Origin of the sequence: Cohnella sp., from assembly GCF_041640265.1 — a bacterium.
In the GTDB taxonomy this organism is placed as follows: domain Bacteria; phylum Bacillota; class Bacilli; order Paenibacillales; family Paenibacillaceae; genus Cohnella.
This window is the reverse complement of the sequence record NZ_JBEQAP010000001.1, coordinates 34,275-51,884: the sequence shown is the minus strand read 5'-3', so window position 1 is coordinate 51,884 and position 17,610 is coordinate 34,275. Positions and strand designations below refer to the sequence as shown.

16 protein-coding genes and 2 riboswitches are annotated in these 17,610 nt (G+C 50.1%); of the genes, 15 read left to right on the top strand and 1 reads right to left on the bottom strand.

What is annotated here, in order from left to right; all coding sequences use genetic code 11:
* Nucleotides 1-2 precede the first annotated feature (2 nt).
* Entirely contained in the window at nt 3-800 is a 798-nt protein-coding gene (locus ACESLK_RS00245; RefSeq protein ID WP_372660398.1) for an ABC transporter permease, read from the top strand.
* A 449-nt stretch (nt 801-1,249) separates the two neighbouring features.
* On the opposite strand, the gene ACESLK_RS00240 is transcribed toward ACESLK_RS00245, so the two are convergent.
* Complete coding sequence (locus ACESLK_RS00240; protein WP_372660395.1) at nt 1,250-1,954, bottom strand: DNA-binding response regulator; 705 nt, start codon at nt 1,952-1,954, stop codon at nt 1,250-1,252.
* Between the two features lie 186 nt (nt 1,955-2,140).
* Here ACESLK_RS00240 and bcp point away from each other — a divergent pair, with 186 nt between their 5' ends.
* The 14 genes from bcp (at nt 2,141) to purN (ending at nt 17,596) form a co-directional block, all read left to right on the top strand.
* Nucleotides 2,141-2,620: a thioredoxin-dependent thiol peroxidase gene (bcp, locus tag ACESLK_RS00235; RefSeq protein ID WP_372660392.1), complete on the top strand. Its 480-nt coding sequence runs from the start codon at nt 2,141-2,143 to the stop codon at nt 2,618-2,620.
* Between the two features lie 210 nt (nt 2,621-2,830).
* On the top strand, nt 2,831-4,351 hold the full coding sequence (gene guaA / locus ACESLK_RS00230; RefSeq protein WP_372661362.1) for a glutamine-hydrolyzing GMP synthase: 1,521 nt from the start codon (nt 2,831-2,833) through the stop codon (nt 4,349-4,351).
* A gap of 193 nt (nt 4,352-4,544) precedes the next feature.
* Nucleotides 4,545-4,645, top strand: a riboswitch (purine riboswitch).
* A 139-nt stretch (nt 4,646-4,784) separates the two neighbouring features.
* Nucleotides 4,785-6,179, top strand: a complete 1,395-nt coding sequence (locus tag ACESLK_RS00225; protein ID WP_372660389.1) for an NCS2 family permease — start codon at nt 4,785-4,787, stop codon at nt 6,177-6,179.
* A gap of 249 nt (nt 6,180-6,428) precedes the next feature.
* Nucleotides 6,429-6,528: riboswitch (purine riboswitch) on the top strand.
* 180 nt (nt 6,529-6,708) lie between these two features.
* Entirely contained in the window at nt 6,709-7,194 is a 486-nt protein-coding gene (gene purE / locus ACESLK_RS00220; RefSeq protein WP_372660386.1) for a 5-(carboxyamino)imidazole ribonucleotide mutase, read from the top strand.
* Nucleotides 7,191-8,351, top strand: coding sequence for a 5-(carboxyamino)imidazole ribonucleotide synthase (gene purK / locus ACESLK_RS00215; protein WP_372660384.1), 1,161 nt, complete (start codon nt 7,191-7,193; stop codon nt 8,349-8,351). The genes purE and purK overlap by 4 nt, the downstream gene beginning before the upstream one ends.
* Nucleotides 8,352-8,357: 6 nt before the next feature.
* Nucleotides 8,358-9,653, top strand: coding sequence for an adenylosuccinate lyase (purB, locus tag ACESLK_RS00210; RefSeq protein WP_372660381.1), 1,296 nt, complete (start codon nt 8,358-8,360; stop codon nt 9,651-9,653).
* A 40-nt stretch (nt 9,654-9,693) separates the two neighbouring features.
* Complete coding sequence (locus ACESLK_RS00205) at nt 9,694-10,575, top strand: phosphoribosylaminoimidazolesuccinocarboxamide synthase (protein WP_372660378.1); 882 nt, start codon at nt 9,694-9,696, stop codon at nt 10,573-10,575.
* Nucleotides 10,576-10,616: 41 nt separating this feature from the next.
* Nucleotides 10,617-10,859, top strand: coding sequence for a phosphoribosylformylglycinamidine synthase subunit PurS (gene purS / locus ACESLK_RS00200; protein WP_372660375.1), 243 nt, complete (start codon nt 10,617-10,619; stop codon nt 10,857-10,859).
* 7 nt (nt 10,860-10,866) lie between these two features.
* Entirely contained in the window at nt 10,867-11,559 is a 693-nt protein-coding gene (gene purQ, locus ACESLK_RS00195; protein WP_372660372.1) for a phosphoribosylformylglycinamidine synthase subunit PurQ, read from the top strand.
* Nucleotides 11,537-13,792, top strand: a complete 2,256-nt coding sequence (purL, locus tag ACESLK_RS00190) for a phosphoribosylformylglycinamidine synthase subunit PurL (protein WP_372660368.1) — start codon at nt 11,537-11,539, stop codon at nt 13,790-13,792. The genes purQ and purL overlap by 23 nt, the downstream gene beginning before the upstream one ends.
* Nucleotides 13,789-15,285: an amidophosphoribosyltransferase gene (gene purF, locus ACESLK_RS00185; protein ID WP_372660366.1), complete on the top strand. Its 1,497-nt coding sequence runs from the start codon at nt 13,789-13,791 to the stop codon at nt 15,283-15,285. The genes purL and purF overlap by 4 nt, the downstream gene beginning before the upstream one ends.
* Entirely contained in the window at nt 15,286-15,567 is a 282-nt protein-coding gene (locus ACESLK_RS00180; protein ID WP_372660363.1) for a hypothetical protein, read from the top strand. It begins immediately after the preceding gene.
* Between the two features lie 332 nt (nt 15,568-15,899).
* A complete protein-coding gene (gene purM / locus ACESLK_RS00175; RefSeq protein ID WP_372660360.1) occupies nt 15,900-16,946 on the top strand; it encodes a phosphoribosylformylglycinamidine cyclo-ligase in 1,047 nt (348 codons plus the stop codon).
* On the top strand, nt 16,943-17,596 hold the full coding sequence (gene purN, locus ACESLK_RS00170) for a phosphoribosylglycinamide formyltransferase (RefSeq protein WP_372660357.1): 654 nt from the start codon (nt 16,943-16,945) through the stop codon (nt 17,594-17,596). Before purM ends, purN begins: the two co-directional genes overlap by 4 nt.
* The last annotated feature ends 14 nt before the right edge of the window (nt 17,597-17,610 follow it).

Sequence of the window (17,610 nt, the reverse complement as noted above, 5' to 3'; positions counted from 1 at the left end):
AAATGAAGCGGTTATCGTTCATGTTGGGCTTGTATCGTGATTATTTTGTGAATTATATGAAAATAAAATTGACCTACCGTGCGGATTTCTGGATTGAAGTGCTTTCCGATTTGATGTTTAACGGCTTGAATTTGGTATTTATATTTATCGTGTTTCAACATACGCCTACATTAGGCAGCTGGAGCGAACCGGAGGTCGTATTCGTCTATGGATACTTTATGATCGCTTCGGGATTGTTCACGACTTTTTTCAACGTATGGAACTTCAGCGAGCGTTATATTGTCAAAGGAGAGATGGACCGCATTCTAACGCGTCCTGCCCATTCTCTTACCCAAGTTATGCTCGAGAATATGGACCCTCCCGCGATGTTCGGCGCCCTCGTCGGACTTGTCATCATGATTACCTCGTGGACGACGCTCGGCTTACCGTTTCACTGGTATGATCCCTTCGTGCTGATTATTATGGTGCTCGGCTCATGCGCCATCTATATGGGAATCTATACAGCCCTTTCGGCAATTTCGTTCTATTCGGATGCGCCGACGGGCATAGGTCCGCTCATTTATAACATTCAGAACTATGGAAGATACCCCGTCGAGATTTACAATAAAACGATTCGTTTCCTGCTCACGTGGGTGCTGCCGTTCGCCTTCGTCGGGGTGTATCCGGCTTCCTTCTTCTTGGGGCGAGTAGACGAATGGTGGCTGGCATGGTTGACTCCGGTTGTCGGCGTCATCGTGCTCTCGCTCGGTCTCTGGTTCTGGAACTACGGCGTCCGCCGTTACCGCGGTGCCGGGAGCTAGAAGTGTGTTGGGTAACCCTACAACACCTCCGCGGCTGTACTTTTAGCTGAAGTGTCTAGGTTGTTAGAACTGAAGTGTCTAGGGTACGCGTAGTTGAGTGACTAGTTTGTTAAGAGCTGAATTGTCTAGGTTGCGCGTAGTTGAATAACTAGTTTGTTAAGAGCTGAAGTGTCTAGGTTGCGCGTAGTTGAGTAACTGTAGGGTTGGACGTTGAATCGTCTCGAAGTAGGGTATCCTATGCCCACTCAGCTGCCCACTCCGATCAATAACGGCAAAAGTTGCCGCTATTGACTGGTGCGAGCCCAAAGATTTTCTAATAGCGGCACGAATTGCCGTTATTCATAAGCAATCAGAATAATCTAGGGTGATTCTTGAGGAATAGCGGAAATTTCTGCCGTTATGGGGTTACAGCTACTCCTGTTATCGCAGGATAGCGGCAATTCTTGCCGCTATCCGAGATATAGAGTTCTACCACGAATTGTGACACGGAAGCTTCTAGCTCGCTCGTGGCCGCCGACGATTTCTAATAGTCCGGCATTAACAAGCTCGTGAAGCAGATCGCGGGTGTGGCGATTACTAATTCCCAACTGTATACAAACTTCACCCGGAGTGAAGGGGCGCTGAAGCCGGATGGCTAGGCGCATGATTTCGCGGTGCTTTAAGCTCAAGCTTGGCTCGTCCGTTTTACCGGCGCCATAAAGCTTACCCATCACTTGGAGGACGAGCTGCTGGCATTGGCGGGGGCGCTCCTTAATGAGGTCCAGTGGAAAGCGATATACATGCCAACTCTGAAACACTAACTGGTTCTGCCGGTCGCGCTCGTAATTAAAGCCGCGTCTGTCCATCATTTTGGCATGTGTACTGAAATCGTCAACCTCCCAGTCAATCCAGTGAGGTTCCCTTACATAAGCATGATCTAGAAAGTAAGAGCCCTCGCGGTAGTTAGTAACTTCGTATTCAGCGTGCAGAAAGTCCAAGCTGCCGATAGCGGGCCACCAAATGTCTTCCACAAACAGCTTTTCAGCGTGCCCATGGCCTTCGTTTAATCTTCGGAGCGCCTCACCTGAACGAGATTTCCGTTGTGCAGACATCCATTGCTGATACTGAACTTCAAACAAACCGTCATTCTTGCCGCCAACCCTGCCATTGATCATCTTAATCCCCCATCCCCATCGATGTGAAGGCAATAAAAAACCGCGACTTCCCCCAGAAAAGGGAAAACGCGGTGTGCTTCACTCGTATAATCGTAATAACTTACCTTTAAGATAAGGGAAATGAAATAATTTGTCACGTCCAGGTTTACAATTATCTGTATGCTTCATCAAGAAGGAGTTTTCTGCATGCCCAAAAAACGAGCTGAAATTAAACTTGGTAAACCCGCGCCGGATTTCGAGCTCCCCGCAACCAACGGAGGAACGGTAACGCTTAAGCAATACAGAGGTCGCAAGGTTGTCATCTATTTCTACCCGAAGGATTTAACTCCCGCATGCACCCAGCAATCGTGTGATTTTCGCGACGCAGCAACAGAATTCGAGGACTCTAACGCTGTAATTCTAGGCATAAGTACGAATGACCTTAAAACTCACTATAGGTTCATAGAGAAGCATGAACTCCCTTTTACCCTGTTGGCAGATCCTGAGCACCAAGTGTGCGAATTATTCGGCGTATGGCAGGAGAAAAAGCTGTATGGCAGAACTTACATGGGTATTGTTCGATCTACCTTCCTAATCGATGAGTCCGGCCTGCTCGTTCAAGAGTGGCGCAACATCAAGGTTAAAGGACATGTAGAAGCTGTAAAACAAGCGTTGCAAGCAACTTAACCCTTAAAATCCTCTTGCCTTGACGCTGTCGAAGACTCAAAGCTATAATAGCTTCAATTGATTCCCGCGGAACGGATCGTACCGTCAGCAATGGAGACTTAAGTTTTGCGCTGTTTATTATTACGCGAAATTGAGAACGCCTGCCATACGAAGGTGATTCTCCTTTTACGCTCAGGAGGCTCGGCTTACTCAGTGAATAACCAACATGAAATGATCGTTGTGCTGGACTTCGGCGGCCAGTACAACCAATTGATCGCACGCCGGATTCGCGATCTGGGTGTATACAGTGAACTGCTTCCCTACAACACAACGGCGGACAAGCTCAGAGAATTAGCTCCCAAAGGCATTGTTTTCTCCGGCGGACCCGCAAGCGTTTATGCAGAAGGTGCGCCAACGATTGACCCGGATATCTATTCCTTAGGCGTACCTATTCTAGGTATCTGTTACGGTATGCAATTAATGACTCATATGCAGGGCGGGAAAGTAGAGCCTGCGCACAAGCGCGAATACGGCAAATCGGATGTTGATTTTATCGCTGGCTCCCATCTGGTAAGTGGTCTAGAAGCTCGCCAAACAGTCTGGATGAGCCATGGAGACCATGTAACGGAGCTTCCATCCGGTTTCATCATAGATGCAAGCACGGAGCATGCCCCTGTTGCCGCAATGAGCGATGCCGCGCGGAAGCTGTATGCGGTTCAATTCCATCCTGAAGTGCGTCACTCCGTATACGGGAACGAAATGATCCGCAACTTCCTCTACGGGGTGTGCGAATGCAAGGGCGATTGGAGCATGACCTCCTTCATCGAAGATACGGTCCGTGATATCCGCAATGAGGTCGGCGACAAGAAAGTGTTATGCGCACTTTCCGGAGGTGTTGACTCCTCCGTTGTTGCAGCGCTGCTTCATCGTGCGATTGGAGATCAGTTAACGTGCATGTTCATCGATCACGGCTTGCTCCGCAAGGATGAAGGGGAGAGCGTCATGGAAACCTTCGTCGGCAAATTCGATATGAACGTGGTCAAAATCGATGCTAGAGAGCGGTTCATGGGCAAATTGCGCGGCGTGGAAGATCCTGAGCAGAAACGCAAGAATATCGGCGTTGAGTTCATCCGGGTGTTCGAGGAGGAATCTGCGAAATTCGACGATTTTACCTTCTTGGCCCAAGGGACGCTCTATACGGATATCGTTGAGAGCGGTACAGCCACGGCACAAACGATTAAATCCCATCACAATGTCGGCGGCTTGCCGAAGGATATGAAATTTAAGCTTATCGAGCCTCTAAAGGCGTTATTCAAAGATGAAGTGCGCAAAGTCGGCGAGGAGTGCGGTCTGCCTGAAGCAATCGTCTGGCGTCAACCTTTCCCGGGTCCAGGGCTTGCGATCCGCGTGCTTGGCGAAGTGACGGAAGAGAAGCTTACAATCGTCCGTGAATCCGATGCGATTCTGCGTGAAGAAATCGCAAAAGCAGGTCTTGATCGTGAAATCTGGCAATACTTCACGGCGCTTCCGAACATGAAGAGCGTTGGCGTAATGGGTGATGGACGTACCTATTCCTATACCGTAGGTCTAAGAGCGGTAACCTCGATCGATGGAATGACGGCGGATTGGGCACGGATACCTTACGACGTATTAGAGAAAATCTCCAATCGGATCGTTAATGAAGTGCACAATGTCAATCGGATCGTTTATGATATTACTTCTAAACCTCCGGCTACGATCGAGTGGGAGTAACCGCAAAATATTAAATCGACGAAATTCGACAAAATAACAAAGAATGCCTCGACCTTCTCGGGTCGAGGCATTTTTCTGCCAATCATCGTCTAATTATCGGATAATTCCGAACGTTCTGACCCTTAAACCGCTTGCAATATTCGTAAATAACCGTTGACAGTAAAGGTCTTACGACCTAGAATGAGATTTGACAAAACAACTGAATAATTCTTTTCGTATAATCCCGGGAATAGGCCCGGGAGTCTCTACGAGGTCACCGCAAATGATCTGTCTACGGGAAGTGGAAATGCATGCTGAGGAGATACGCGCGTTCTCCGAAAGTATGAATTTTCCCGGTTGTGCGGAACCTAGAGGAGTCTTCTTCTGGGTTTTTTGTATGTTTATCTTAGTTTTCCACATTCACTCAAATTTGAAGGGAGAGTTTACTGAAACTATGGAACGTTTCTTTAAGCTGAAAGAATTGGGAACGAACGTACGCACAGAGATCATGGCAGGCTTGACAACGTTTATGACGATGGCGTACATACTGGCTGTAAACCCAGGCATTCTGGGCAGCGCGGGTTTGGATCCTTACGGTGTATTCCTAGCAACTGCGCTTGCTGCCGGTATTTTCACAATCGCAATGGGTTTATTCGTTAACTTCCCTGTTGCAGTCGCGCCAGGTATGGGCCTTAACGCTTTCTTCGCAACGACGGTTATCGCTTCAAAAGCAACCGATAATCCGATTTCGCCTTCAATGGCTCTCGCTGCGGTATTTATCTCAGGAATTATTTTTCTCATTCTTACCATTACGCAAATTCGTCAAATGCTTATCGTTGCTATTCCGGATGGACTTAAGCATGCGATAACGGTCGGTATTGGATTGTTCATCACCATTATCGGACTGAAAAACAGCGGTTTGCTGACGGTTGCGCTCGATGCGCAAGTGACCGAAGTAGCCAAAGGCCAATTTACCGACCTGCTTGGCTTTGAAACTGTTTTCCATATGGGTAACCTAGAAAATCCGAGTGTCTACATGACAATCGCTGGACTTGCGATCATCTCCGTTCTGATGGTACTGAAGGTTCGCGGTGCTATCCTTTACGGAATCCTACTGGTAACGCTGCTCGGATTGCTTCCGGGAATCGATCTCGTGAACCTTGATTCACTTAGAAATCAAGAGTGGGTTCCGCAATTCGATCAATTGAATTTCTGGGATTTCGATTTCGCTGATCTTCTGACAACGGGACTCTTAGTCGCTATTGCAACATTTACATTCGTAGAATTATTCGATACGTTCGGTACATTAGTTGGAACGGCTAATCGTGCTGGATTTTTCAAAGACAAAGAAAAAGGCAAGAAGCTTGTGGGTAAAGCGATGTTCGTTGATGCTGTAGCGGTAAGCGGCGGCGCAATGCTCGGTACGAGTACGGTAACCGCTTATGTCGAGAGCTCCGCTGGTATTGCGGAAGGCGGCCGCAGCGGCTTGACTGCCGTATCGACGGGGGTATTTTTCCTCCTCGCCTTGTTCCTGGCTCCTGTCGCGTTACTCGTGCCTGCAGCTGCGACAAGCGCAGCGCTTATTATCGTCGGCGTGCTTATGCTTCAATCCGTTAAGGAAATTGATTTCTCCGATTACGTCATCGGTATTCCTGCTTTCTTGACCATTACTCTTATGCCTTTCACTTACAACATCGCAAACGGTATCTCCTTCGGTATCGTATCTTACGTTCTGCTCGCGTTCGTTGTGAACTTAGCTGGCGACAAGAAGCATCGAATTCACTGGCTCATGTGGGTGCTGTTCTTCGTCGTAATCGCTCGTTACGCTTTCGTTGGCTCGCAAGGCTGACTCTAATCCCGATTCTAAGGAAACCTTCTTAAGGTTCACAGAATAAATCAACCCCGTCTCATTTCCGGTCTTACGGAGGTGGGGCGGGGTTTTAATTTGTTTTTGCAAGCGAATATGTCTGATTGTTTCGAATTATTGTCTAAAGACGAACATTGTTATTTCGAGGGGTAAAAAGTGTTCGCTTTTGTTTGACAACCCCCCCTAGCTGGGGTAAAATTAAAAGCGTCAAATGAGCTTATTTCTTGTCGAATAATGATAAGAAATAATGCGCGTATAAGTCGGGAATCGGCCCGAACGTCTCTACCCGGAAACCCTAATTTCCGGACTACGCAGCAATTCGCAGACGACACTTAAATAGAAGCGCGGACCATCTTAGGTTCGGGCTTTCTCTTGTCGCCGTCGGTCGAAACCTATCCGTAGAAGAGAACTTAAGGGTCGAGTTGGGAATACTGTCAGTATTCTTATCGGTCTTTTTTATTTTTACTGAGGCAATAAAGAGTGCATTTAGGGATTAGGGAAGGGTGGAACCATGTCTTCACTTGTCGGCGTTATTATGGGAAGCACTTCGGATTGGGAAACGATGAAAAAAACGTGCGAGGTGCTCGATGAGCTAAACGTGCCGTATGAGAAGAAAGTCGTCTCCGCGCATCGGACGCCGGATTTGATGTTTGAGTACGCACAGACCGCCGTTTCTCGCGGCTTGAAGGTAATCATAGCAGGCGCAGGAGGTGCCGCCCATCTTCCGGGAATGGTCGCAGCCAAAACCGTATTGCCCGTTATTGGAGTGCCCGTTCAATCTAAGGCTCTAAACGGGCTTGATTCATTGCTTTCAATCGTGCAGATGCCGGGCGGAATTCCCGTTGCTACAGTCGCCATCGGCGCTGCGGGCGCTACGAATGCAGGACTGTTAGCCGCGCAAATCATAGGCGCATTCGATCCTACGGTGCAAGCGCGTGTAGAAGCCCGTCGTGAACGGATTACACGAGAAGTTCTGGATAACGGAGAGCTGCCATGAGCGGTGAGAATAAATTAATCCCGCCGGGATCGACAATCGGGGTGCTTGGCGGCGGGCAGCTAGGCCGGATGTTAGCGCATGCGGGCAATCGCCTAGGGTATCGCTTCGTGACGCTTGATCCGACGCCAGACTCTCCATGCGGACAGACGGCATCTCAAATCGTCGCTAATTACGATGATAAAGAAGCGGCTAGGGAGCTGGCCGAACGTTCGGATGTCATTACGTACGAATTCGAGAATGTTGATGCAGGCGTTGCGGCCATGCTAGAGTCGGAGTCTTATGTTCCGCAGGGCAGCGCGCTGCTTTATACAACGCAGCATCGTCTCCGGGAGAAAAAGGCCGTGGAAGCGGCGGGAGTTAAAGTTGCACCGTATGCGGAAATTGTAAGTTTAGAGAGTCTGCGTGCTTCAGCGACCAATCTTGGCTTACCGGCTGTGCTAAAAACCGCAACGGGTGGCTATGATGGTAAGGGTCAATGGGTGCTTCGGACAGAGCGGGAGCTGGAAGCGGCATGGACCGAAGCAAGCCAGACCGGTACGGAGCTTGTTCTCGAGAAGTTTATTGCTTTCGACAAGGAAATATCCGTCATTGCCGCACGAAGCCCATCGGGCGAAGTAAGAACTTTTGCTCCAGCTGAAAATATTCACGTTAATAATATTTTGCACTTATCTATCGTTCCCGCTCGCATAGCTGAATCGGTTCGGGGTGAGGCTGTGAAGCTGGCTGTATCTATTGCCGAGACGCTTGGAGTGGTAGGCTTGATTGCGGTTGAGCTGTTTGTTACGCCTGACGGTGATTTGTACGTTAACGAGCTAGCGCCTAGACCTCATAATTCGGGACATTACACGATGGAGGCTAGTAAGACGTCGCAGTTCGAGCAGCATATTCGGGCGGTCTGCGATCTGCCTCTCGGCGATCCGGCGCTTCTGACGCCTGTCGTTATGGTGAATGTGCTTGGTGAACACATGCAGCCGGTGCTGGAGTGGATGGCGCGGAAGGATACCGCAGCGGAGAGGTTAGGTGTTGAACCTAAGGTTCACCTCTATGGTAAGGCCGAAGCTAAGCATAAACGTAAAATGGGTCATATCAACGTTCTTGCCCCAAGCGTGGAAGCGGCGCTTAAATGGGTGGACGAAACGAATATTTGGAGGGTTTAACTTACTATGTTAGAGCGCTATAGCCGCCCCGAGATGAGGGCGATCTGGACGGAAGAAAATAAATTCAAGGCTTGGCTGGAGGTGGAATTGTGCGCTTGCGAGGCTTGGGCAGAGCTTGGGCACATTCCGCATGAGGATACAGTAGAGCTGCGGAAGAATGCTAAGTTCGACATTGACCGGATTAATGAGATCGAGCTGGAAACGCGCCATGATGTAATTGCCTTCACTCGCGCTGTATCCGAGAGCTTGGGAGCAGAACGTAAATGGGTACACTATGGCCTGACATCAACGGATGTCGTTGATACTGCGATGGGATACCTGCTTCTGCAGGCAAATGAAATTCTGAAGAAGGATATTGAGAAATTCATTGCGATCCTGCGTGATCAAGCGATTAAGTATAAAGATACTCCGATGATGGGTCGTACGCATGGCGTACATGCGGAGCCGACAACGTTCGGTCTGAAGCTAGCCTTATGGCATGAAGAGATGAAGCGTAATCTGGAGCGTTTCTTGCGGGCGGCGGACGGCGTTCAATTCGGGAAAATGTCCGGAGCCGTCGGCACGTATGCGAACATTGATCCGGCCGTAGAACAATTCGTATGCCGCAAGCTAGGCATTACGGCTGCACCAATCTCGACACAAACGCTGCAACGTGATCGTCATGCGGAATATATGGCAACGCTGGCGTTGATCGCTTCCTCTATCGATAAGTTTGCTACGGAAATCCGCGGCTTACAGAAGAGCGAATTCCGCGAAGTGGAAGAGCCGTTCGGCAAGGGACAGAAGGGCTCGTCGGCGATGCCGCATAAGCGGAATCCTATCGGCTGCGAGAATATGAGCGGCCTTTCCCGCGTTATTCGCGGACATATGCTTACCGCGTATGAGAATGTACCTTTATGGCACGAACGCGACATCTCGCATTCCTCTGCCGAAAGAATTATTTTGCCGGATGCGACTATGCTCCTTAACTATATGCTCAACCGCTTTGGTAACATTGTGAAAGACCTCACGGTGTTCCCGGAGAACATGAAACGCAACATGTCCCGTACTTATAATGTGCCTTTCTCCGGCCGCGTAATGACGAAGCTGATCGACAAGGGCTTCAGCCGTGAGCAAGCTTACGATACAGTTCAACCGCGTGCGATGCAAGCTTGGGAGGAGCAGCGCGACTTCCGTGATATCGTTCAGACGACGCCGGACTTCACTAACGTTCTGTCTGCCGAGGAAATCGCCGATTGCTTCGATCCGACATGGCATCTGAAGCATGTGGGTACTATTTTTGATCGATTGGGCTTGAAATAACTTGATAACATGTAATTACCAAGCATAACAAGGAGGCAATATGACCATCGAAGCTTTATCTACGGCCGAAGGGCTCGTTAAAGCCCCTCTTATTCACAAGGGAAAGGTCAGAGAGCTTTATGACCTGGGTGAGCATCTTCTGATTGTGGTTACGGATCGGATATCGGCTTTCGACTATGTCCTGGATCCTCCGGTGCCGGGTAAAGGCAGCGTGCTTAACGGCTTAAGCTCATATTGGTTCGAGCAAACTGCGGCAATCCAGCCTAATCATGTCATTCATACCGAAGTGGAGCGTTTAGGGGATTTGGTGTCGGATCCGGACAAGCTGGCTGGCCGCATTATGGTTAGTCGCAAAGCGAAGCGGATCGACATTGAATGCGTCGTGCGCGGGTACATTACCGGCGGCGGTTGGAGACAATATCAGGGGAATGGACAAGTTAACGGCATTACGCTTCCAGAGGGTTTGCGCAAGAACTCCATGCTTGAGCAACCGATCTTCACCCCTGCGGGAAAAAATGACGTCGGTCACGACGAGGATATTCCCTTCGAGGAGATGGCCGCGAGAGTGGGACTTGCGCTGGCAGAGGAGTTGCGTGATCGCAGCTTAAAGCTTTATGAGTTCGGACGCGATTATTGTGCGAAGCGGGATATCATCCTTGCGGATTGCAAATTCGAATTCGGCGTAATCGATGGTGAAATCATTCTTATTGATGAATTATTCACACCTGATTCCTCTCGCTTCTGGGCGAAGGAGAACTACAAGTTGGATGTAGAAATCGATAGTATGGACAAAGAACCGGTTCGTGCGTATTTGGCAGGCTCGGATTGGGATAAGAACAGTCCGCCGCCGTCGTTGCCGCAAGAAGTCGTAGCAGCCACCACTTCGAGATATGAAGAAATTTACCGGCGTTTAACTAACTAGCAGCAATACCACCCTATACCCCCATATCAGGAGGAACTCTCATGAAAGCAAAGATCTACGTGACGATTAAGCAGAACGTGCTCGACCCGCAAGGAAACGCGGTGCAAGGCGCCCTTCATGCGCTTGGCTTCGATGAGGTCAGCAAGGTGAGAATCGGCAAGTATTTAGAGGTTAATCTGGATACGGATGACCGCGCGCAAGCGGAAGAAAAGCTCAAAGTCATGTGTGAGAAACTGCTGGCGAATACGGTTGTAGAAGACTATCGTTTCGAATTGGAGGGCTGAGGCGCTCATGAATTTTGCGGTTATCGTATTTCCGGGGTCCAACTGCGATATCGACTGCTTCAAAGCGGTAGAAGATACGATAGGACAGCCCGTTGACTATGTATTCCACACAGCCACTGATTTATCCAAGTATGATGCGATTTTAATCCCAGGCGGTTTTTCCTATGGAGACTACTTGCGGTGCGGCGCGATCGCCCAGTTCGCACCTGTCATGGCCGAAGTGCGCAAAGCCGCCGAAGCAGGCAAGTTCGTGCTCGGAATCTGTAACGGGTTTCAAATCCTTACGGAAGCTAATCTCCTGCCAGGCGCACTTATCCGCAATAACTCGCTGAAGTTCCGTTGCCATCCGGCAGACTTAATTGTGGAGAATAATTCGACAGCTTTCACAAATGCTTATTCACAAGGTGACATTATCGATATCCCCATCGCTCATGGCGAAGGCAGCTACTTTGTTGATGATGAGACTCTGGCAAGCTTGAGAGCGAACAATCAGATCGTGTTCCGATACTCCGTAGACAATCCGAATGGATCCGTTGATAACATTGCAGGTATTTGCAATGAAGCCGGTAACGTCGTCGGAATGATGCCGCATCCGGAGCGTGCCGTAGCAGAGCTACTCGGTTCAACCGATGGCGTGCGCATGTTCACATCAGTACTTAATGCTTGGAGGGAACGTAATGGCGCAGCAAGTGTCCGCTAAAGAACCTACTGTAGAGCAAATTGCCGAGCAGAAAATATATAAGCAATTCGGTGTTTCCGATAAGGAATATGATCTGATTTGCAGCTTCATGGGACGTCAGCCGAACTACACCGAAATCGGCGTGTTCAGCGTTATGTGGTCCGAGCATTGTGCATATAAGAACTCCAAACCGCTGCTGAAGCGTTTCCCCGTTACAGGACCTCGCGTTCTGATGGGACCGGGCGAAGGCGCGGGAATCGTCGATATCGGCGACAACCAAGCGGTTGTTTTCAAGATCGAATCTCATAATCATCCGTCTGCGATTGAGCCTTACCAGGGCGCTGCAACGGGTGTGGGCGGAATTATCCGCGATATTTTCTCCATGGGGGCTCGTCCGGTAGCATTGCTAAACTCATTACGGTTCGGACGTCTAGAGAATGAGCGCGTACGTTATTTGTTCGAGCATGTCGTCGGCGGAATCGCTGGCTACGGCAACTGTATCGGGATTCCGACGGTTGCGGGGGAAGTCATGTTCGACGAAGCATATGAAGGCAATCCGCTAGTCAACGCGATGTGCGTTGGTTTGATCGATCATGACAAGATCCAGCGCGGCGTTGCTAAGGGAATCGGCAATCCAGTGTTCTACGTTGGTCCGGCAACCGGCCGGGACGGGATCCATGGCGCGACGTTTGCGTCCGAGGATTTAACGGCGGAATCCGAAGCGAAGCGTTCGGCTGTTCAAGTCGGCGATCCGTTCATGGAGAAGCTCGTTATGGAAGCAACATTAGAATTGATCGATTCCGGCATCGTGCTTGGCATTCAGGATATGGGCGCGGCAGGTCTTACTTGCTCTAGTGCAGAGATGGCGAGTAAAGCCGGCAACGGCATGGAGCTGTATCTGGATAAGGTTCCGCAGCGCGAAGACGGAATGACGGCATACGAGATGATGCTTTCGGAGTCGCAGGAGCGGATGCTGTTCGTCTGCGAGCCGCAGCATGAGGCGCAAGCTCAAGAGATTTTCGAGCGTTGGGGACTGCACTGCGCAAAGGTTGGTAAAGTATCAGACGACGGCAGACTGAAGCTCTTCCATCAAGGAGAACTGGTCGCGGACATGCCAGTGCATGCGCTTGTCGACGATTGCCCGATCTATAACAAGCCGTCCCAAGTTCCTGAATATTATGTGAAAAATGGTTCCATCGATACGAACGGCTACGAGCAAGTGGTTGACCTGAACGGTGCGCTCAAAAAAGTACTTTCTTCTCCGTCGCTTGCGAGCAAAGAGTGGGTTTACAGCCAGTACGACTATATGGTTCGCACGGAGACAGCCGTTCGTCCGGGCTCGGATGCGGCAGTCGTGACGATTCGCGGCACACGCAAAGGTCTTGCAATGACAACGGACTGCAACGGCCGTTATGTGTATTTGGATCCAGAAGTCGGCGGCAAGATTGCAGTCGCCGAAGCGGGTCGCAACATTGTATGCTCCGGTGCGGAGCCGCTTGCGATTACGGACAACCTGAACTTCGGTAGTCCCGAGAAACCGGAAGTGTTCTGGCAAATGGAGAAGTCGGTAGATGGTATGGCAGAAGCTTGCCGCGTGTTCGAGACGCCGGTTATCGGCGGTAACGTATCGCTTTATAACGAGAATACGAAGGGTGCGATCTACCCGACGCCAGTCGTAGGAATGGTTGGCCTAGTGCATGATATTGATCACATCACAACACAAGAGTTCAAAGCTGAAGGCGATGTTATCTTCTTGCTCGGCGAGACGAAAGCGGAAATTGGCGGCAGCGAATTCCAATATGCGGTTCATGGAGTGACAGAAGGTCGTCCTCCTGAGCTGGACTTGGAGACAGAACGTAAGCTTCACGTTGCAGTACTCGGCGTGATTCAGCAAGGACTCGTCGCTTCCGCGCATGACTTGTCCGAGGGCGGTCTGGCTGCTGCTTTGGCCGAAGCATGCTTCGGTCGCGGTCTAGGCGCGAACGTGACGTTCGAAACGACGCTTCGTCCGGATTTGGCGCTGTTCAGCGAATCGCAATCGCGGATTCTTCTGTCGGCTAAGCCGGAAGCAGCTGGTCAGCTGGCCTCGGCACTTACAGCTGAAGGTATTATCGTTCAGCGTTTAGGAACAGTTACAGGCGATCGCCTTAAGATATCGGTTGGCGGAACCACAGCTATCGACGCATCAGTTGCAGAGCTGCGCGAGGAATGGAAGGATGCCATTCCTAGCCAGATGAACGGTAACTCCAAATGACATCAAGCGTTTCGAACGGAGGGACAGCAGTGACACAGCTCTGGACCGGCGACTATTACAACGAGGGCGCCTCTGGTAAGGACTCTATATTCGACAAGCTGAAAGAGGAATGCGGAGTATTCGGGGTGTTCGGTCATCCCGATGCCGCCAATCTATCCTATTATGGCTTACATGCCCTGCAGCATCGCGGCGAAGAAAGCTGCGGAATTTGCACCTCTGACGAGGGAACCTTCCATTATCATCGCGGTATGGGACTTGTTAAAGAGGTGTTCGACCGTGACCGCCTTGAGACTTTAACGGGTAATCAAGCGATTGGACATGTTCGCTATTCCACTGCTGGAGCAAGCCGTTTAGCTAACGCGCAGCCGCTTGTTTTCAAATACCGCGGCGGGGATTTGGCTGTATGTACGAACGGAAATCTGGTGAATGAGCCGGGGATCCGCAAGGAGCTGGAGGATGCGGGCTCGATTTTTCAAACCACGAGCGATACTGAGGTTATCGCGCATTTAATTGCGCGTTCTCCGAAGGATCTAGTCGAAGCGGTTAAAGATGCTTTTGCGCGTTTGATCGGCGGATTCGCGTTTCTTATACAGACCAAAGGCCGTTTAATCGCCGCGTGTGATAAGCATGGGCTTCGTCCTCTTGTCATGGGGCGCTTAGGGGATTCTTATATTTTCGCCTCTGAATCCTGTGCCTTGGAGACTATCGGGGCTGTATACGAACGTGATGTTCAGCCTGGAGAATTGCTGGTGCTGGATGAGAACGGCTTGCGTGAAGATCGCTTTGCTCTTATGGAAAGACGTGCGGTTTGCGCGATGGAGTACATTTATTTCGCAAGACCCGATAGTGATATTTATGGTGTGAACCTGCACTCCTCCCGCAAGCGGATGGGGCAGCAGCTGGCTCAGGAAGCCTTCGTCGATGCAGACATCGTAACCGGTGTTCCCGATTCGAGTATCTCGGCGGCGATCGGCTATGCGGAACAGACAGGAATCCCTTACGAGCTTGGATTGATCAAAAACAAATACACTGGACGCACCTTCATTCAGCCTTCTCAAGAGCTGCGTGAAAAAGGCGTAAAAATGAAGCTTTCTGCGGTTCGCAAAGTGGTAGCGGGTAAACGGGTGGTTATGATTGACGATTCGATTGTTCGGGGAACAACTTCCCTGCGTATCGTCAACATGCTGCGCGAAGCAGGCGCCCTCGAGGTGCATGTGCGCATAACCTCGCCGCCTTTCATGAACCCTTGTTATTATGGCATCGATACACCTAATCCTGCGGATTTGATTGCATCCAGCAAAACGGTGGAGGAGATTCGCCAGGCGATTAACGCGGATTCGCTGTATTTCCTTAGCGAGCATGGCTTAATCGACTCTGTAGGCGGCCACGACGATGAATTTAACCGCGGCCTCTGTCTAGCTTGCTTCAACAAAGACTACCCCACACCCGTCGAATTCGAAGACGCGAAGACGACATCCTGCGGCTGCGATTAATTGAGGGCTGAATTAGCTGAAAGAGCTCAACTAGCTGAATTAGCTGAAAGAGCTCAATTAGCTGAAAGAGCTCAACTAGCTGAAAGAACTCAACTAGCTGAAAGAGCTCAACTGGCAGAAAGAGCTCAACTGGCTGAAAGAACTCAACTAGCTGAAAGAGCTCAACTGGCAGAAAGAGCTCAACTGGCTGATTGTCTTGATTCCTCAACTAACCTTGCTATGCGTCTGATGCAAACTGTAAAAACTACAGGTAATAGAGCAATAATGCTTAGCTTCGATTAATTTACCTGCAAAAACTACATGTGTTTTGGTGTTTTGAGCCGCTTCGAGCGGATTTGGATCAAAATTCATGTACGAAATGCAGGTTGATCTAAAATAGGTACGATTTTAATGAAAATACCTGTAGTAAATGCAGGTATCTGCTCATTATCTAAAAAAACGTGTTCGCCTGAGTGGCGGAGGGACAACCATCGGCTGGAAAGTTTACGTCCCGTCTTTGTATTCGTGAGATTACCATGTAATCTAATCAGATCCCACGAATACAACAACGGGTGGAAGCCGATGGTTCGTCACGTAGCTGCGAATATGGCGGACAAAACCTGGGAGTGAAATCAGTGTCCGAAGCGTACAAAGAAGCCGGAGTCGACATCGCGGCAGGTAATGAAGCGGTCGAACGGATGAAGAAACACGTGAAGAAGACATTTCGTCCGGAAGTACTGACTGGGCTCGGCGGATTCGGCGGGTTATTCAGTCTGAATAAGGATAAGTATGAGGAGCCGGTTCTCGTGAGCGGCACCGATGGAGTCGGTACGAAGCTGAAGCTGGCGTTCGCGATGGACAAGCACGATACAATCGGCATCGACGCAGTAGCCATGTGTGTCAACGATGTTATCGTTACTGGCGCGGAGCCTCTCTTTTTCCTTGACTATCTGGCATGCGACAAAATCATTCCCGAGAAAATCGAAGCGATCGTCAAAGGTATTGCCGACGGCTGCCAGCAAGCGGGGTGTGCGCTAATCGGCGGCGAAACGGCGGAGATGCCTGGCATGTACCACGATGGCGAGTATGATATCGCTGGATTTACTGTTGGTATCGTGGATCGCAAGAAAGCGATTGACGGCTCCACGATTCAAGCTGGAGATGCGGTAATCGGGTTAGCTTCAAGCGGAATTCATTCCAATGGCTTCTCGCTCGTTCGCAAGCTTCTGCTCGAGAAGAAGGGTTACTCATTAACAGACAAACCTTCGGAGCTGGAAGGAAAAACATTGGGCGACGTTCTTATCGAACCTACCCGAATTTACGTCAAGCAAATCCTCAAGCTGCTCGATAGCGTAAAGATCAAAGGAATGGCGCATATTACGGGCGGCGGCTTCATCGAGAACATCCCGCGTGTACTGCCAGAAGGCGTAAATGTAGATATTAATCGGGGCTCATGGCCCGTTCTTCCGATTTTCGGATTAATGCAGCAAGCTGGCGACATTACCGATCGGGATATGTACACGACCTTTAATATGGGCGTCGGCATGGTGCTGGTTGTTGCTGCGGAGCAAGCAGAGCAAGCATTAGAGCTTGCTAAAGAGCAAGGCGAGCAAGCATTCCGCATCGGAACCGTTACAGCGGGCAACAAGATCGTTACCTTCGAAGGTGTGGAGCTGCCATGATCGGAAGCAATGAAGGAGGCCAAGCTCTGGCAAAACCTTCGTCTCCCCTTAAGATCGCTGTATTCGCTTCGGGTAACGGGAGTAACTTCCAAGCTCTAGCCGAAGCTGTTAAGGCGGGTAAGATTCATGCTTCCCTCGAGCTGGTCGTGTGCGATAAGCCATCGGCGTACGTGCTTGAGCGCGCGCGCAGCTTTGAAGTCGAAACCTATGCTTTTTCACCCAAGCAGTATGCTTCCAGAGAAGCTTACGAAGAAGAAATCGTAGCTAAGCTTCAAGCCAAAGGCATTGATCTAGTTGTAATGGCTGGTTACATGCGCTTGGTGACTCATGTGCTCGTAGAGCCGTATTATGGTCGAATGATCAATGTTCACCCGGCACTGCTCCCGGCTTTTCCTGGAATGAATGGAGCTCTGCAAGCGTTGGAGTATGGGGCGAAAATAGCCGGTGCAACCGTTCACTTCGTGGATGGGGGTACGGATACAGGGCCGATTATTGCTCAGCAGGCTGTAGCTATTCAGGAAGACGATACATTGGAGACGCTGAGCAGTCGGATTCAGCAAGTGGAATACGAGCTTCTTCCCAAGGTAGTCGGCTGGATGGCCGAAGGACGCATAACGCTGAACGGTCGTAAGGTGACGATTACGCAATAGGTTCACAAACGCGG

What these genes read in the sequence shown, in the direction of transcription:
- ACESLK_RS00245 (WP_372660398.1), top strand. Translation starts at nt 3, where the DNA reads ATGAAGCGGTTATCGTTCATGTTGGGCTTGTATCGTGATTATTTTGTG.
- ACESLK_RS00240 (WP_372660395.1), bottom strand. Translation starts at nt 1,954, where the DNA reads ATGATCAATGGCAGGGTTGGCGGCAAGAATGACGGTTTGTTTGAAGTT.
- bcp (WP_372660392.1), top strand. Translation starts at nt 2,141, where the DNA reads ATGCCCAAAAAACGAGCTGAAATTAAACTTGGTAAACCCGCGCCGGAT.
- guaA (WP_372661362.1), top strand. Translation starts at nt 2,831, where the DNA reads ATGATCGTTGTGCTGGACTTCGGCGGCCAGTACAACCAATTGATCGCA.
- ACESLK_RS00225 (WP_372660389.1), top strand. Translation starts at nt 4,785, where the DNA reads ATGGAACGTTTCTTTAAGCTGAAAGAATTGGGAACGAACGTACGCACA.
- purE (WP_372660386.1), top strand. Translation starts at nt 6,709, where the DNA reads ATGTCTTCACTTGTCGGCGTTATTATGGGAAGCACTTCGGATTGGGAA.
- purK (WP_372660384.1), top strand. Translation starts at nt 7,191, where the DNA reads ATGAGCGGTGAGAATAAATTAATCCCGCCGGGATCGACAATCGGGGTG.
- purB (WP_372660381.1), top strand. Translation starts at nt 8,358, where the DNA reads ATGTTAGAGCGCTATAGCCGCCCCGAGATGAGGGCGATCTGGACGGAA.
- ACESLK_RS00205 (WP_372660378.1), top strand. Translation starts at nt 9,694, where the DNA reads ATGACCATCGAAGCTTTATCTACGGCCGAAGGGCTCGTTAAAGCCCCT.
- purS (WP_372660375.1), top strand. Translation starts at nt 10,617, where the DNA reads ATGAAAGCAAAGATCTACGTGACGATTAAGCAGAACGTGCTCGACCCG.
- purQ (WP_372660372.1), top strand. Translation starts at nt 10,867, where the DNA reads ATGAATTTTGCGGTTATCGTATTTCCGGGGTCCAACTGCGATATCGAC.
- purL (WP_372660368.1), top strand. Translation starts at nt 11,537, where the DNA reads ATGGCGCAGCAAGTGTCCGCTAAAGAACCTACTGTAGAGCAAATTGCC.
- purF (WP_372660366.1), top strand. Translation starts at nt 13,789, where the DNA reads ATGACATCAAGCGTTTCGAACGGAGGGACAGCAGTGACACAGCTCTGG.
- purN (WP_372660357.1), top strand. Translation starts at nt 16,943, where the DNA reads ATGATCGGAAGCAATGAAGGAGGCCAAGCTCTGGCAAAACCTTCGTCT.